This is a genomic window from Marinobacterium mangrovicola (assembly GCF_004339595.1).
Taxonomy (GTDB): Bacteria; Pseudomonadota; Gammaproteobacteria; order Pseudomonadales; family Balneatricaceae; genus Marinobacterium_D; species Marinobacterium_D mangrovicola.
Genome location: NZ_SMFU01000008.1, coordinates 529,934 through 546,116 on the forward strand (window position 1 = coordinate 529,934; position 16,183 = coordinate 546,116).

Annotated in this window: 14 protein-coding genes; 12 read left to right on the forward strand and 2 right to left on the reverse strand. The window is 57.6% G+C overall.

Annotated elements, in window-relative coordinates:
* The first annotated feature begins 354 nt into the window (after positions 1-354).
* The 12 genes from ltrA to CLV83_RS10975 all read left to right on the forward strand — a co-directional run bounded on the left by ltrA (position 355) and on the right by CLV83_RS10975 (position 13,880).
* Positions 355-2,013 (forward strand): group II intron reverse transcriptase/maturase, encoded by a 1,659-nt coding sequence (ltrA, locus tag CLV83_RS10920; protein ID WP_132291788.1) that lies wholly within the window; start codon positions 355-357, stop codon positions 2,011-2,013.
* Between the two features lie 115 nt (positions 2,014-2,128).
* Positions 2,129-2,353, forward strand: a complete 225-nt coding sequence (locus CLV83_RS10925) for a DUF2188 domain-containing protein (RefSeq protein WP_132291791.1) — start codon at positions 2,129-2,131, stop codon at positions 2,351-2,353.
* A gap of 234 nt (positions 2,354-2,587) precedes the next feature.
* On the forward strand, positions 2,588-3,451 hold the full coding sequence (locus CLV83_RS10930) for a hypothetical protein (protein ID WP_132291794.1): 864 nt from the start codon (positions 2,588-2,590) through the stop codon (positions 3,449-3,451).
* An 87-nt stretch (positions 3,452-3,538) separates the two neighbouring features.
* Positions 3,539-4,108: an RNA 2',3'-cyclic phosphodiesterase gene (gene thpR, locus CLV83_RS10935; RefSeq protein ID WP_132291797.1), complete on the forward strand. Its 570-nt coding sequence runs from the start codon at positions 3,539-3,541 to the stop codon at positions 4,106-4,108.
* A gap of 19 nt (positions 4,109-4,127) precedes the next feature.
* The gene (gene trhP / locus CLV83_RS10940) at positions 4,128-5,489 is read left to right on the forward strand and encodes a prephenate-dependent tRNA uridine(34) hydroxylase TrhP (RefSeq protein WP_132291800.1); all 1,362 of its coding nucleotides are present in this window, start codon (positions 4,128-4,130) and stop codon (positions 5,487-5,489) included.
* A gap of 105 nt (positions 5,490-5,594) precedes the next feature.
* Positions 5,595-6,461, forward strand: a complete 867-nt coding sequence (locus CLV83_RS10945; RefSeq protein WP_132291803.1) for a prenyltransferase — start codon at positions 5,595-5,597, stop codon at positions 6,459-6,461.
* A gap of 176 nt (positions 6,462-6,637) precedes the next feature.
* Complete coding sequence (locus CLV83_RS10950; protein ID WP_104003366.1) at positions 6,638-8,143, forward strand: fumarate hydratase; 1,506 nt, start codon at positions 6,638-6,640, stop codon at positions 8,141-8,143.
* A 190-nt stretch (positions 8,144-8,333) separates the two neighbouring features.
* Entirely contained in the window at positions 8,334-8,720 is a 387-nt protein-coding gene (locus tag CLV83_RS10955) for a c-type cytochrome (protein ID WP_132291806.1), read from the forward strand.
* 390 nt (positions 8,721-9,110) lie between these two features.
* On the forward strand, positions 9,111-10,100 hold the full coding sequence (locus CLV83_RS10960; RefSeq protein ID WP_132291809.1) for an AraC family transcriptional regulator: 990 nt from the start codon (positions 9,111-9,113) through the stop codon (positions 10,098-10,100).
* 150 nt (positions 10,101-10,250) lie between these two features.
* Entirely contained in the window at positions 10,251-11,588 is a 1,338-nt protein-coding gene (locus tag CLV83_RS10965) for a spinster family MFS transporter (protein WP_132291812.1), read from the forward strand.
* Between the two features lie 211 nt (positions 11,589-11,799).
* A complete protein-coding gene (locus tag CLV83_RS10970) occupies positions 11,800-12,885 on the forward strand; it encodes an NAD/NADP-dependent octopine/nopaline dehydrogenase family protein (RefSeq protein WP_132291815.1) in 1,086 nt (361 codons plus the stop codon).
* The gene (locus CLV83_RS10975) at positions 12,885-13,880 is read left to right on the forward strand and encodes a 3-hydroxybutyryl-CoA dehydrogenase (RefSeq protein ID WP_132291818.1); all 996 of its coding nucleotides are present in this window, start codon (positions 12,885-12,887) and stop codon (positions 13,878-13,880) included. Before CLV83_RS10970 ends, CLV83_RS10975 begins: the two co-directional genes overlap by 1 nt.
* A 62-nt stretch (positions 13,881-13,942) precedes the next feature.
* Here the strand turns inward: CLV83_RS10975 and CLV83_RS10980 are convergent, their stop codons facing one another.
* Positions 13,943-14,314 (reverse strand): hypothetical protein, encoded by a 372-nt coding sequence (locus tag CLV83_RS10980; RefSeq protein ID WP_132291821.1) that lies wholly within the window; start codon positions 14,312-14,314, stop codon positions 13,943-13,945.
* A 14-nt stretch (positions 14,315-14,328) separates the two neighbouring features.
* Positions 14,329-16,053, reverse strand: coding sequence for an ATP-binding protein (locus tag CLV83_RS10985; RefSeq protein ID WP_132291824.1), 1,725 nt, complete (start codon positions 16,051-16,053; stop codon positions 14,329-14,331).
* Positions 16,054-16,183 lie beyond the last annotated feature (130 nt).

The following is a 16,183-nucleotide window of genomic DNA, read 5'->3' on the forward strand; positions in this document are numbered from 1 at the left end:
AGGCAGAACCTAACCCTCTCGTGTCATCGTTATGGAACTCGGTAAGCCCGTACATCTGCCCATTGGGCAAGTAAGCCGTAAGGCAAACTGTTGGATGTGCGGGTAAAGGATGCCAGAAAAAGCGAATGCCTGGCTGTAATGGCTAGGACAGGGGTTCGAACTTTGCCCTGACCGGAAACGGTGCCCACTTCTGGCAGGTCTTTACTCGCGTAACGTCCTGTAAAGTCTCTAAATCGAAGTCAGGCTCTGGCCTAGGCTTCACTCATCGACGCCCTTGTGGGGATGCATAATTCCCGCAAGGGGTTACTGCGTCTTCAGTCATTCAGGGGAGGTCAAACCTAGGAGGACTGCAAGATGAGTATATCAACCACGATTGACGTACCTGCGTCTTCCCACTCCGCCAACTGGCACGGTATTGACTGGGAAACCTGTCATATCAGGGTGAGAGGACTACAGGTGCGCATCGCGAAGGCGGCCAGTAATCAGCAGTGGCGTAAGGTTAATAGCCTGCAGCGCTTGCTGGTTCGCTCGTTTTCGGCCAAAGCGCTGGCCGTGAAGCGGGTGACGGAAAACCGGGGACGGAAAACCCCCGGCGTCGATGGCGAAACTTGGGACACCCCCGAGACCAAATGGAATGCAGTATTTCGATTAGTGCGTAAGGGCTATAAGCCTAGACCGCTACGTCGTGTATATATCCCGAAGTCAAATGGCGCTCGTCGTCCTTTGGGGATTCCGACAATGCTGGACCGAGCCATGCAGGCGTTATACCTGTTAGCGCTTGAGCCGGTGTCGGAGACCACGGCAGATCGTAACTCCTATGGCTTTCGTCCCCTGCGCTCTACGGCCGATGCAATTGAGCAGTTGTTCATCAGCCTCAGTCGCAAGAGTTCGGCTCAATGGGTGTTGGAAGGCGATATAAAAGGGTGTTTCGACAACATCAGTCATGACTGGCTGGTTGCTCATGTCCCTCTGGACCGGGTGATCGTCAGAAAATGGCTAAAGGCAGGATACATGGAATCCGGCCAGTTATTCCCAACCGAGGCGGGGACTCCGCAAGGAGGTATTGTCTCGCCGGTGTTGGCCAATATTGCGCTTGATGGTCTGGAAGAGGAATTGGAAGCCCGATTCGGGAAGAAGAACACCAAAGCCAGCTACAAGACAAAGGTCAACTATGTGCGTTATGCGGATGACTTCGTCATTACCGGCATCTCGAAAGAGCTGCTGGACAGCGAGGTAAAGCCTGTTGTTGAAGCCTTCATGGCGGAACGCGGGTTAACCTTATCGGCGGAAAAAACGCTAATCACGCATGTGTCGGAAGGGTTCAACTTTCTGGGTCAGAATATCAGGCAATATGGGGGCAAGCTGCTAATCAAGCCTGCTCACAAGAACCTGAAGCAGTTTCTGGCCAAGATTCGGCAAGTGGTGAAGGACAACAAAACGGTCCCGGCCTGGTTGTTGATAGATATGCTCAATCCGATGATTCGGGGTTGGGCTAACTATCACAGGCATATCGTGGCCAAGGAAACCTTCAACTACGTGGATTATCGTATTTGGAAGCTGCTGTGGCAGTGGTGCAAGAGGCGGCATCTAAATCGCCGTAAACGCTGGGTCAAAGCGAAATACTTTAAGCGCGTTGGGAAACGCAATTGGGTGTTCGCGGAGCAGTACCCCAGCGGCAAACTTGCCACGTTGATATACGCAGCTGACACGCCGATCAAGCGACACACTAAGATGAAAGCGGAAGCGAATCCGTACCTGCCGGGGTTCGAAAGCTACTACGAGCAACGCTTGGAGTATGCGTGGAGAAACTCGGAACAGGGCAAGCGGAAGACCTATATGCTTTGGAGTCGACAGCAAAAGCGTTGCCCGATGTGCAAGCAGTACATCACGTTCGAGACCGGGTGGAACATTCACCATGTTATCGAGCGGCACAAGGGTGGTAGCGACAAGCTGGAGAACTTGGTGTTGTTGCATCCGAATTGCCATCGGCAGCTACACACTGGTACAACGTGAAAGCTCATTAATACTACATGTAGTGCTTGTGATGCTTTATTTTGTCTATATGTTGTTGTGTAACATTATTGGTGCTGGTATTTTATACAGGTAACTTCTATCTAGGAGATATTGCATGTCTGGTAAAAACCAACACGTAGTACAGCGGGAAGATGGCTGGGCAGTCAGAGGGGAAGGTAACTCTCGAGATACCTCTCACCATCGTACTCAGCAGGAAGCCGCTGAAGCTGCACGCGACATTGCGAGAAATCAGCAGAGCGAAGTATTGATTCATGGGAGGGACGGGAAAATCCGTGAGCGTGACTCTTACGGGAATGATCCGTATCCTCCGAAGGGTTAATGGGCACACTAGACGCCGGCTCTCCGTGAGGAGGGCTCGTAAAGGCTTGAGCCGTATGCGGGGAAACTCGCACGTACGGTTCTTAGGGGAGGGGTGGTCAGTAATGGCTGCTCCTTACCCGACAGCCAGCCTTGACGCTTAAGTCTCGAAAAGCCCCGCAATAGCGGGGCTTTTTCGTCTTTGGTAAAGCTGCTAGTGTGATTTTCCCCAGCAAAATGGATTGAATATCGAACTATGAGTGAACGCAAAGAGCCTGGATTGGATCTGCAGGGGCTGGAGCCGGGGGAGCCGGAACAGAAACCGCCCCCTCAGCCTGTGCGCAGAGCACCGGCGCCTGCCAAGGCAGAGAGTAGCCGCGGCGGTGGATTCCTGCTGACTCTGATCCTGCTGATACTGGCAGGCGGCGTTGCCGGTATGGGGTATTGGACCCTGGAAATGAAGAAAACCCTCGATGCCCAGCAAGCCGAGCTGGAGCAGACCCGCGAGCGTCTGGCCGAGGTGTCTGAGGCGCTGGCACTGACCAGCGATACCGCCAGTGAGGCGGGGCAGACGTTGATGGGCCGTATAGGCGAGCTGGAAGGGCAGGCGTCAGAGAAATATGAGCACTTCGATTCCGAGATCGCCAAGCTCTGGACCGTAGCCTACCAGCGCAACAAGCCTCAACTTGAAGAGCAGCAGAAAGCGCTGGATGCTCAGGGAGCAGCGGTGGAGTCGCTACAGCAGACGCTGGCGGACACCGAGAAAAAGGTTGCCGCACTCGAGGGCGGTCAGCAGGAACTGGCCAGTGTGAAAAAATCCCTGGCAAGTCTTGAGAGCGCGATAGATGAGCAGAAGTCGCGCATAGAATCGGTCAGCAGTGATAGCAGTTTTGCCCTGTCTCTGGAGAAGGATGAGCGCACAGCCGCTCAGCAGTCTCTGGAAAACCGGGTACAGGGTCTGCAGCAGAAGCTGGAGAGCCAGCCCAACCTGAGCAGTAAGGTCAGCAGCATCGAACAGTCGATCCAGGCGATCGATGGTTCCCGTCGGCAGTTCAACCAGAGCCTGCTGCAGCTACGCGATCAACTCAATCAACTGCAACGCCGGGTAGAAGGCAGTTGATTTAACTGACTTTTTTACTCGGGATTGCGTCCAGCACATTTCAGCGGCACAATAGCCGGTTTCAAAAAGAGGCACCACACACCGCGCATGGACATACGCGCCTTTTTTGCTTTGCCGATCCCTGAACGGGTGGCGCGCGCTTTGGCCGATTACTCGGACGCTTTGTGCGAATATGACCGGGGGCTTGATGCCACCTGGGTGGACTCATCGAGCTACCATTTGACGCTCTGCTTCCTGGATGAGATCAGTCTTGATCAGGTGCAGCAGCTGGAGCAGGAAGCGCGCAAAGTGCTCAGTGATGTGGCGCCTTTTCGTGTGCCGCTGGATACGCTGGATTACTATCCGGTGAACCCGCAGCTGTCGCTGGTGGCCGCGCTGACCAGTGATCCGGCTCCGCTGGCCGATCTGCAGCAGAAGCTGGCACAGGTGGTTGAACGAGCAGGTGTGAACTATCACGAGCGCGGGTTTCGTCCGCACGTCACACTTGGACGCCTGCCGTCGGATAACCGTTTCAACGTGCCGGAAACCTGGCCGGATCTGAGCGAAACGGCACCGGCGGATTCCGTTGTGCTGTTTCAGAGCCGCCCCGGAGAGCGCGGCTCGGTCTACACGCCGCTTTTTGATATTCCCCTGTCCGCCGGAGCGGGCAGCCTCTAACCCAAATACGTTGTTGAAGATGCGAACTCCTGAACTTCTGTCCCCGGCGGGGACGCTTAAAAATATGCAATACGCATTCGCCTATGGCGCGGATGCGGTTTATGCCGGTCAGCCGCGTTACAGCCTGCGTGTGCGTAACAACGACTTTACGCACGATAACCTGGCCGAAGGGATTCGTATCGCCCATGACCTGGGTAAAAAGTTCTTTGTGGCCAGTAACATCCTGCCGCACAACTCCAAGCTCACCACCTACATGCGCGATATCGAACCCGTTATCGAGATGGGGCCGGATGCGCTGATCATGTCCGATCCGGGCCTGATCATGATGGTGAAGGACAAGTACCCGGATCTGCCGATCCACCTGTCGGTTCAGGCCAACACCATGAACTGGGCGTCGGTTAAGTTCTGGCACCGCAATGGCATTGAGCGCGTGATCCTGTCCCGCGAGCTGTCGCTGGAAGAGGTGGCCGAGATCCGTGACCGCTGTCCGGAGATGGAGCTGGAAGTGTTCGTGCACGGTTCGCTCTGTATCGCCTACTCAGGCCGTTGCCTGCTGTCCGGCTACATGAACCACCGCGATCCTAACCAGGGCACCTGCACCAATGCGTGCCGCTGGAAGTACGACGCTCACGAAGCGAAGGAAGACGAGTCTGGTGATGTGGTGCCGGTCCAGTCCTTCGATCCCGCTGAGCAGGGCGCTTCGACCCATGAGCCGGCCCTCGGTGAAGGCAAACCGTCTGACCAGATCTTTCTGCTGCAGGAAGAGAACCGTCCGGGCGAGTACATGCCTGCGTTCGAGGATGAGCACGGCACCTACATCATGAACTCCAAGGATCTGCGCGCCATCCAGCACGTACACAAGCTGGCCGAGATGGGGGTAGATTCCCTGAAGATCGAAGGCCGCACCAAGTCCCACTATTATGTAGCGCGTACCGCCCAGGCGTACCGCCAGGCGATCGACGATGCCGTTGCCGGTAAACCGTTCGATATGGGGCTGATGGATGTACTGGAAAACATGGCGAACCGCGGTTACACCGAAGGTTTCTACCGCCGCCACGTGCACGACGAGTACCAGAACTACGAAAACGGCAGCTCTGTCGGTGTGCACCAGCAGTTCGTCGGTGAAGTACTGGATCACGATTCCCAGCGCGGTACGCTGGAGATTGATGTGAAAAACCGCTTTGAGATGGGCGATACGCTGGAGCTGATGACTCCGGCCGGCAACCGTCGCTTCAAGCTGTCCGAGCTCTACAACAAGAAGGGTGAGGCGGTAGATGCGGCGCCGGGTTCCGGTCACCGTGTGACGATTCCGCTGGATTTCGATACCGATATGCGCCACGCACTGCTGATGCGCGATCTGCCCAACGCGCCGCAGCGTTAATCGCTGATTAACTGCAGTGCGCTAGTCCGGTTCGCCGGATAATGGCATCATCACGGGAGCCTCTTCAGGCTCCCGTTTTGTTTTTGGCGACAGGCAGTTACCGACTTGAGCACCTTATCCTCTTCTCCGCTAGAGAAGTATCAGTTTAAACGCGCCCTGCGCCCCTTCTCCTTTGGCGTTGCGCTCACTACCTGCCTGATAGGTATTACTGCAGCCTGGCAGCAGGGGCTGCTTATCCCGCTGAATGCGGTGTTGGTATTGGTCGGCGGACTGCTGCTACAGGCGGGTGTGAACCTTATTAACGATTACTCCGATATCGCCGAGCTCGGTGACTCAGCGCAGGAAAAAGCCAGCGTGATCGCCATCCGGCGTAACTTTCGCATCGGTCTGCTCTGTTTCGCCGCGGCCACGCCATTGGGGCTGTATCTGGTGTTTGACCGCTCCATGGCGCTGCTGGGACTGTTCCTGGTGGGTCTGATCGGGGCTCTGGGGTATACGCTGCGGCCACTGAATTACAAGGCGAGGGGCCTGGCGGTGCTGCTGGTGTTCTGGCTGATGGGCGTGTTCATGGTGGTTGGCAGTTACGTTGCCGTAGGTGGCACGCTCAATGCTCTGATCCTGGCGCAGTCGGTGCCGATCAGTCTGCTGGTATCGCTGTTGCTGCTCAGTAATGAGTTACGCGATTATGAGAGCGACAAGGGGCAGGGGCTGAAGACACTGACGGTGCGTGCCGGATACGAGCGCGCGCGAGGGCTCTACCTGGCGCTGCTGGTGCTTACGCCGCTGAGTACACTGCTGCTTTGGGGGATGGATATGATTCCTGCGCCCTGGCCACTGCTGGCGGCCCTGCCGTTTATGCTGATGCCGCTGCGTTATCTGAATCGTCCGCCGGAAGAGCGGCGCCCGTTGCCGCCTGCTACCGGGCGTCTGGTGATGATTTTCGGTTTACTGTTTTGCGTGACCCTCGGCTAGATCTGTAGCCTGGCCTACACCGTTAGTCGCACAAGCCGCACCATCGTTGCGACATCTGGTGTATAATCCTGCGCCATCCGAGGGGTGCCAGCGAGTCTGTCAAAGCTTGAATAGCGCCCTGATCCAAACCAGAGCCACTATCGATTAATGGCCCCAGCCTGAATGGAGAGTCACGAATGAGCGTTATTCGCCAGGATGATTTCATCAGCAGCGTTGCCGATGCGTTGCAGTTCATCTCCTACTACCACCCGATCGATTTTATCCAGGGTGTGCATGAAGCCTATCTGAAGGAGGAGAACCCGGCGGCCAAGGACGCCATGGCGCAGATCCTGATCAACTCCCGCATGTGTGCCGAAGGCAAGCGCCCGATCTGCCAGGATACCGGTATCGTGACCGTCTTCCTGAAGGTCGGCATGAACGTGCAGTGGGATGCGAAGATGTCCGTGACCGATATGGTCAATGAAGGTGTGCGTCAGGCTTACATGCACCCGGACAACGTGCTGCGCGCCTCCATCCTGGCTGATCCGGCCGGCAAGCGTCAGAACACCAAGGACAACACCCCGGCGGTTATCCACTACGAGATCGTAGAGGGTGACGAGGTTGAGGTTCACGTGGCGGCCAAAGGTGGCGGCTCCGAGAACAAGTCCAAGATGGTGATGCTGAACCCGTCCGACAGCATTGTCGACTGGATCGTCAAAACCGTACCGACCATGGGCGCTGGCTGGTGCCCGCCGGGTATGCTCGGCATCGGTATCGGCGGTACCGCCGAGAAAGCCGCGGTCATGGCGAAAGAGTCCCTGATGGACCCGATCGATATCCACGAGCTGCGTGAGCGCGGCCCGCAGAACCGCGTTGAAGAGCTGCGTCTGGAGATCATGGATGCGGTCAACGCACTGGGCATCGGTGCTCAGGGCCTGGGCGGTCTGACCACTATCCTTGATGTGAAAATCATGGATTACCCGACTCACGCAGCGTCTCTGCCGGTCTGCATGATCCCGAACTGTGCAGCGACCCGTCACACCCACTTCAAGCTTAACGGCAACGGCCCGGCCGTACTGACGCCGCCGAGCCTGGAAGAGTGGCCGGAAGTGACCTTCGAGGTGGGTTCCAACACCCGTCGCGTCAACCTGGACGAGATCACCCCGGAAGCGGTTAAAGAGTGGAAGGTCGGCGAAACCATCCTGCTCAACGGCAAAATGCTCACCGGTCGCGACGCGGCGCACAAGCGCATGGTCGAGATGCTCAACAACGGTGAAGAGCTGCCGGTGGACCTGAAAGGTCGCTTTATCTACTACGTGGGCCCGGTTGATCCGGTCCGTGACGAAGTGGTTGGCCCGGCAGGACCTACCACCTCTACCCGTATGGATAAGTTCACCCGTCAGATCCTGGAAAGCACTGGCCTGCTGGGCATGATCGGTAAATCCGAGCGTGGTCCGGTCGCCATCGACGCGATCAAGGATAACCAGGCGGTTTACCTGATGGCTGTGGGTGGCGCTGCATACCTGGTCTCCAAAGCGATCACCGGCTCCAAGGTGCTGGCGTTCCCGGAAATGGGTATGGAAGCGATCTACGAGTTCGAAGTGAAGGATATGCCGGTCACCGTCGCGGTAGATACCTCTGGCGAGTCAGTTCACACCACTGGCCCGGCCAAGTGGAAGGACATCATCGCGCACAGCGCCTGATAAACCCTCTCCGCTTCATGACAAACCCCGGCCTCGGCCGGGGTTTTGCGTTTCTGGCAACTGGCTGCTGGCCGGAGTTTGTTGACCCTTATCAAAGGAGACCTGCAAACAGTACTCAAGTACTAAAGAGACCTGATTCCGGCGGGGCATATAGTGGGGCTATCCGTTAACTGGCCTCACGAGGTGTGCCATGAATATTCGTTGGATAGCCGTACTGTCTTTCAGTGCTCTAATGACCTCACCTACGCTATACGCCGAAGGCAGCGATCAGGAAGCGATGGCAGCGGCGGGTGCCGCCGTGTTTCATCAGTGCGAAGCCTGTCACACGCTGGACCCGGCAAAGAACGGCTTTGGGCCTGATCTGCACGGCGTGGTTGGGCGTGAAGCAGGCACTGTGCCGCGTTTTGCCTACTCCGATGCGCTGAAAAACTCCGGTCTGACCTGGAGCGAAGAAAACCTGCGTAAGTGGGTCGCTGACAATGAGGCGCTGGTGCCGGGTACACGTATGCGGCATGTCTCTGTGACCGACCCGGTAGAGCAGGACTACCTGATCGCATTTCTGAAATCGCTTAACTGATCGGTTCGCAGGCTTAGGGCTCTTAAGCGGAGCCCTGGCCGCTATGCTCGAGCCTATGCCGGGTTTAACGTCCCGCTTTACGCGCCCGCTTATAGAGCAAAGTCTGGCCGGGCTAACCGATATGGCGCGATAAAGTGCCATTTAAAGGCATGATTTTTAGTTGATTATTCATCTAATGTAGTTGTTGTTTCTATATTTAAGATATTGAAATAAAAGAACTATCACCCCTTGCTTCTTTGTTCTGGCGCGACATTTGCTTTGTGGGTAAGTGCGTTTTCTGCGCTGGTAAAGTGCTGGTGCAGGATTTCGCTTTAACTGAACCCCGCAGATCCTGTCTTCAGCCCGACAGGTTTTATCCACGGGGAACGCCTTATCCGGGGATAGTTTCCGATGCTGCAGCCACATCCGCTTTCGAACCATAACCTGTTCGCCTCTCACAACCTGGAGGAAACCTGCCATCGAATTGGTGACTTTCTATGGCCCCACAGCATGCAGGTGCTCAGTGGCGGCGATAGTGTCACGACGCGTCTGGACGGTATCCGGCTGGATAGTGTCGAGCTGTTCTGTCTGGAATACGGTGCCGAGGTGCAGCTTGAGCCCGGCGAGATTAACGACTTTTATCTGGTGCAGACGACGCTTTCGGGCACGGGGTTAGTGGTTAACGGTAATCGACGGGCGAACACTGCGGCGGGTATGACCACCGTGGTTTCACCCAGCGAACCGACGACGACGCGGATGGATGCCAGTTGCCGGCGACTGATTTTGCGGGTACGCCGCGATCTGGTGGAAAACCGGCTTTCGCGCCTGCTCAACCGGGAGATGAAAGCGCCGCTGCTGTTTGATCTGGAACTGTCCCACGAGAGCGAAACGGGGGCTGCCTGGCTGCGTACGCTGGATTACCTCTGTCAGCAGTATCAGTGCCATGACGCCAGCCTGGGCAGTGATCCTATCCGCCACCAGTTTGCCGAACTATTGATCGCTCAGCTGATCAATACCCAGCCTCATAACTACTCCGACCAGCTGCGACAGAGCGCTCCGGTAGCCCTGCCTTGCCATGTGCGCAGGGCAAGGGACTTCATCGATGCCAACCTGGGCGATACGCTGATGCTCGCTGATCTGGCAGATATCGTCGGCGTCTCCGCGCGTACTCTGCAGAATGGATTCCAGCGTTTTCTCGAACTTTCGCCCTCCGAGTATATCCGCGAGCAGCGGCTGCAGCGGGCGCATCTGGAGTTGAAACGGGCCGACCCTGCCAGTGCAAAGGTCACCGATATCCTGCTGAGTGTGGGAATAGGTAACCAGGGACGCTTCGCGCAGATCTACAAACGTCGCTACGGTTGCCTGCCTTCGCAGACGCTCAGCGGTGCCGAATATCCCTGATGCGCAACATCCTTGGATAACACCTGAGGTTGTTTCCTTAAACGTACAATGGCTGCAGCTTAAGGATAGCGGGCGCAGTCAGCGTTTACTTAGGATGATTTTCAGCCCCTGCAAATTTCACGGGAATTAAATCATTCGTAGGAGAAACGCATGTTAGCTGCAAAAGCTGAACTTAATCAGGAAAGGGCGGTGGAGCGCAAAACGCTTTACCCCTGGTACATCGTTGCGCTCTGTACACTGGGTTATGTGTTTTCATTTCTCGATCGCCAGGTGATTACCCTGTTGATCGAACCGATCAAGGCGGATCTGCAGATCACCGATACGCAGTTCAGCCTGGTCACCGGCCTCGCCTTTGCACTGTTCTACGCCTTCATGGGACTGCCGATCGCGCGTTGGGCCGATACCCGCTCACGCCCGATGATCATCGCCTGCGGCATTTTTGTCTGGAGCCTGGCGACCGCGGTCTGCGGCCTGGCGAAATCCTTCGGTCAGCTGTTTTTTGCGCGTATGGCGGTGGGTTGCGGTGAGGCTGCACTTTCTCCGGCGGCCTATTCGATGATTACCGATGCGTTTCCCAAGCACCGCGTGGGGATGGCGCTGGGTGTCTACTCTTCAGGATCATTCCTTGGCGCGGCGCTGGCCTTCATTATCGGTGGTGCGGCGATCGAATATATCTCCAGCCTTGGTGAGGTCTCTCTGCCTGTTGTCGGTGTGATGAAGCCTTGGCAGCTGACCTTCTGGATCGTCGGTCTGCCGGGTGTGCTGCTGGCGCTGATGTTTGCGATCACCGTGAAAGATCCCGAGCGTAAAGGTGAAGTGCGCGCCAAGGGCTATACCCTGGGTGAAGTGGGCGCTTACATGAAAGCGAACCTCGGTACCTTCGCTTCCATTTACGTCGGCTTCTCGCTGCTGGCGCTGACGCTGTATGCGCTGATGTCCTGGGGCCCGGCTTACCTGCTGCGCAACTATGAGCTGAGCATGAGCCAGGTGGGTGTCTACCTCGGCGTCGTGGCGCTGGTGGCCAATGCCTCCGGCGTGCTGACCAGCGGCTGGCTGGTGGACTTCTTCACTCGCAAGGGTCATGACGATGCGGCGATGCGTGCCGGCATGGTCGGGGGCCTGGGGGTGATCATTCCCGCGCTGATCTTCCCGTTCGTGGATTCTCTTCTGGGTACGCTCTGCGTCTATGCGCTGACGATGTATTTTGCCAGCTTCCCGATGGCGACTTCGGCCGCTGCGCTGCAGAACATCGCACCCAACCAGATGCGCGCTCAGGTGACCGCGCTGTTCTTTGTCGGCATGAATATGCTGGGTATCACCTGCGGCTCCACGCTGGTGGCGCTGTTGACCGATTACGTGTTTGAAGACCCGGCAGCAGTGGGTCACTCCATGTCGGTGGTGGCGGCCGGTTCCGCCATGCTGGCGGCGTTCTGTCTGCGTACTGGGCTTAAGCACTGCCGTGGCACCATCGCCTCGCTGGTAGACTGATATCTGTCGAAAACAATAAATAGATCAATAGATTGCAAAAAGCCCGGGAAGCAATTTCCGGGCTTTTTTGCATCTCTGCAGGAAAGCTGCGTCAGGCGAATATTGGCTACGCGATCTGCATATCGGTAGCTCTACCAAGGTGAGAATCTGGAAGGGTCTGGCGCTGCCGCTGTTAATGCGGGCGCAACTCTTTAGCGATTGGAGAAACAGTATGGAAATTGCAGTACTCGGTGGTGGTCATGGTTGTTACGCGGCAGCGGCAGAGTTGTCGGAGAAAGGTCATCGGGTGCGTTTCTGGCGCAGAGATGCCGATGCACTGGCGCCGGTATTGGAGTCCGGCTCTATCGAAGTGAAGGACTTTCGCGGTACACGCGATGTGGCGATCGCTCTGCCGACATCCTCTCTAGAAGAGGCTGTCAAAGGCGCTGAGCTGATCGTTATTCCGCTGCCATCCACCACTCATATGGATCTGTCGAAAGAGCTGGCGCCTTTGCTGAGCGATGGTCAGGTGCTGTTTTTCCCGCCGGGCACCTTCGGTAGCTACATCTTTGCCAAGGCTGTGAAAGAAGCCGGCAACCCGGCCGACGTCTCCTTTGCGGAAACCGGCACTCTGCCGTACCTGGCGCGCAAGCACGGTCCCCGTGAGGTGGTGTGCAGCGGCTACGCCACGCGTCTGCCCACCGGCGTATTCCCGGCACGCAATTCAGAACATGCGTTCGCCGTGATCCGCGCAGCCTACCCCTCCATCGAAGAGATCGAAGATGGCCTCAGCGGCGCACTGATGAACGCCGGCGGCATCATCCATCCGCCGCTGATCCTGATGAACGCCGGCCCCCTGGAGCACTTTGATGCCTGGGATATCCACAATGAGGGGACTCAGCCGTCGATCCGCCGCGTTACCGATGCGCTGGACGCTGAGCGTATCGCGCTGCGCGAAGCCCTGGGCTACAAGGCGCCGCATTTCCCGCTGGCCGACCACTACAGCAAGGATGGCGACGAGTGGATGTACGGTCGCTCGGCGCATGAAAAGCTAACCGACAGCGGTGACTGGCGTGAAAAGATCGATCTGCAGAGTCACCGCTATATGGTCGAAGATACCGCGCTGGGTCTCTCGCTGCTGGTCTCCATCGGTCGCTGGAGCGGCACACCCACGCCGATCGCGGCGGGCCTGCTGGCTATGGCATCTGCTATTACCGGGCGTGATCTCTATGGCGAAGGCCGTACGCTGGAAAACCTGGGTCTGAGCGAGCTGAACCGATCTCAGATGGAGCAGCTGCTGTTCCGGGGGATCGAGTGATGAGCCAGGTGTTACCGTGTGTCGCGGCGGTCGGCGCCGGCCGAATGGGGCGGGGTATTGCGCTGAACTACGCCTTTGCCGGCCTGTCGGTCTGTCTGGTTGACCTGAAACCGCGCAGCGAAGAGCAGCTGGCGCAGCTGCAAGACTCTGCGTTGACGGAGATTCGCCAGGATCTGGAATTTATGGCTCGCCTGGGTCTGCTGGAAGGTTCCAAGGTTGAGTCTGTGCTGGCCCGCGTGGAATTCGCCGGTCAGCAGCAGGCAGCCGATGCCCTGGCTAAAGCGGGTCTTATTTACGAGGCGGTGCCGGAGAAGATGGAGGCCAAGCGGGAGGCTTTCGCGGAGATCTGCCGCCATGCTCCGGAAGATGCAGTGATTGCATCGACCACCTCTACGTTCCTGGTAACCGATCTGGCAGCGCTGGTTACGCATCCGGAGCGCTTCCTTAATGCGCACTGGCTGAACCCGGCTCACCTGATGCCGCTGGTGGAGGTCAGCCGTGGCGATCAGACCGCTGAAGCGACGGTGGAGTGGCTGAAGCAGAACCTGAAACAGGTCGGCAAGGTGCCGGTGGTGTGCAGCGCCTCACCTGGCTATATCGTGCCCCGGATCCAGGCGCTGGCGATGAACGAAGCCGCGCGTCTGGTGGAGGAGGGCGTCGCCAGTGCCGAGGATGTGGATACGGCGGTGCGGGTGGGCTTTGGTCCCCGCTTTGCGGTGCTGGGCCTGCTGGAGTTTATCGACTGGGGGGGCGGTGACATCCTCTACTATGCCTCGAACTACATGCGGGAAACGCTGGATGAGCGTTTTGCACCGCCGCAAGTGATCGCTAGCAATATGGAGCAGAATCGTCGTGGCATCCGTGATGGCGAAGGCTTTTATAACTACCAGAATGCGGATCTGGACAGTTATCGCCAACGTCGCCTCAGCGATTTCGCAGGTCTCCTGGCCAGCAGGGAACTGCTGCCGAGCGAGGGGATGGCGCTGAAAGACTAACCTCGAACCCAGAAAAAGGCTGGCGGTCCTGAGAGGCCGTCAGCTCTTTCATCGCTAAGGACTCACTCCTTTGCCGGCAGCAGGCCGGTGTCTCTTAATCGCGCCTTGAACGCTTTCATCACCGGACGTGAGATCCTGGTTTCCGCCAGCACGCGGGTTTCATAAATCTGCTCGATCATCTCTTGTGAGGGTGTCTCGCCGGCGCAGGATATCAACGCGTGCATCTCGTCGCCCAGCTGATCTCCTTTTAGCGTATGGCACTCCCGGTAGAGTTCGGCAGCCAGGGTTTTATCCAGCTTGTTCATCTTGCACTTGCCGTCGAGGATCTTGAGCTTCAGCGCGATCACGCAGTCGATCTCATTCGGCGAGAGCCTGTGGTTTTTCAGCCACTCTTTAGCGGGCACGAGTTCATAGAGTGCTACTAGGTCGCTCATCTGAGAATATTCCACTAGGCGGCGCTCTTTGCGCCCGGGGCGTTAGTGCCGGTCATATCCAGGCCTCTGAAGCTGGCGCAGTGCTCGAACACCTCCATGCTCGGCGGACAGTCGCGGAAGCTGCAGAACTTGGCCACCAGTTTCGCCAGCCCCTTGATATCGCGGCCGCTGGCGCTGGCGAAGCGCTCCGCCAGCTGATCGAGCAACGTTGCTTCCAGTGGCAGAGAAAACTGTTGCGCCATCACCTGCCAGATGCGGCTGCGCTCCTCGGCGTCGGGGTGCTGATAACGCACCATGGCGATACAGCGGGAGATGATCGCCTCATCGATATCGTCGATGCGGTTGGTGGTCAGGAACAGCAGGCCATTGAAGTATTCCAGTACGCGCAGGAATACCCCCACCACGGCGTTCATGGTCAGGTTGTCGTCGCGGCGCTTGATATAGACATCGGCCTCGTCGATCAGCATCACCGCGCCCCAGCGCTGGGCGCGGATCAGCACATCCTTCAGGTTCTTTTCCATCTCCGCCACGTTCAGCCCCAGCTGGCCGGAGTGCACCCGGTATAGCGGGCGGCCGATGATTTCGGCGTAGACTTCAGCGGTGAGAGTTTTGCCGACGCCGGCAGGGCCGCTGCAGAGCACGGTGGTGCCGCCGGATTTACCCTCGATGATATCGTCCAGCAGCATCTCCATCTCGGCGGTCAGGATATCGATCAGATCGGTATGGGCCTGTGGCAGTACCAGCTTGTCTTTCAACTCCGGTTGATAGCGGTAGGGCTTAAGGTTATCCACATGCACCCAAAGGTGGTGGTGCAGCTCCAGGTGGAACATCAGGATATAGGCGTGCACCGGAATGCGGGTGAAGAGCTGTGCCGGGATCGCTTCAGCCAGGGCTTCTATCCGCTTGTCGACCTCATCGCTGAAGCTGGACTGGCGGGCGATCCGTTTGAGCATGGCGTTCAGGATATTGCCGCTCTGCTGCAGCGTCAGTTCACGTTCGGCCAGTACCTCTTCATCGTTGACCAAACGGGCGTCGCCGCCGCTGGCGGAGAGCACCACCCGCGGCTTGCGGCCCCAGTCGCTGTTACGGTGCGAGGCACTGGGGTCTTCCGCATAGATGCCAGTGCCGCTGCCGGAGAACTGCTCACCGAAGTTGGCGCGCCAGTTGATGTAGCGCTCATTGGCGGCGTCGAAGCTGGCCAGCAGCTGCTCGGTTTCCTTCAGGTAGCCCTTGATAGCGAGCAGCTCCACCAGTGACTGGTTGTTAACGTCACGCTCGGAGATGATCAGCTGCTTGGTCTGCAGTTTGCCGCGGCTGTTGGCTTTAAGGTCGATGACAATGCGGGCCTGTTCTTCGCTGCCTGCGGGAGTGAAGTCGATGCGGGAGACTGCCCAGGGCAACAGAGTGCCGCTGCCCTCCAGTCGGAACAGCCAGCCGCGCTGCGTATTCTGACTCAGGTGGGCGATCAGCTCAGGCAGCAGCTCCTCCAGATCCTCGCCCACGCTAACAGGCTCCGCGCCAAAGCTGGCGTCGCGCAGCGCCTGAAGCTGCGCCTTCTTGCCTGCGCCGCCGGGTAGTTGGTCATAGAGGTCGATCAGCAGATTGAGCTGCTCCTGGTTGAAAACCTGAAACGGGATCTCGACCCGGCTGGCGAGTTTGAGCTGCTCCTCCCAGGATGCGAGTGAAGGACACTGCTGGAATAGTAGGGAAGCTACATTGCGCTCGATTTGAAGTTTCACCCTGAAGCCCTCGCTGTTGCTCTGCGCTGAATCGTTTCAGCCTGTTGAGTCGTTTCACTGTGCTAACAGGGGCAAGGGGTGTGCCAGTGCTAAGTTTTTGAAATCAGGTAGGGAGCGTTAGGTAAAGGCT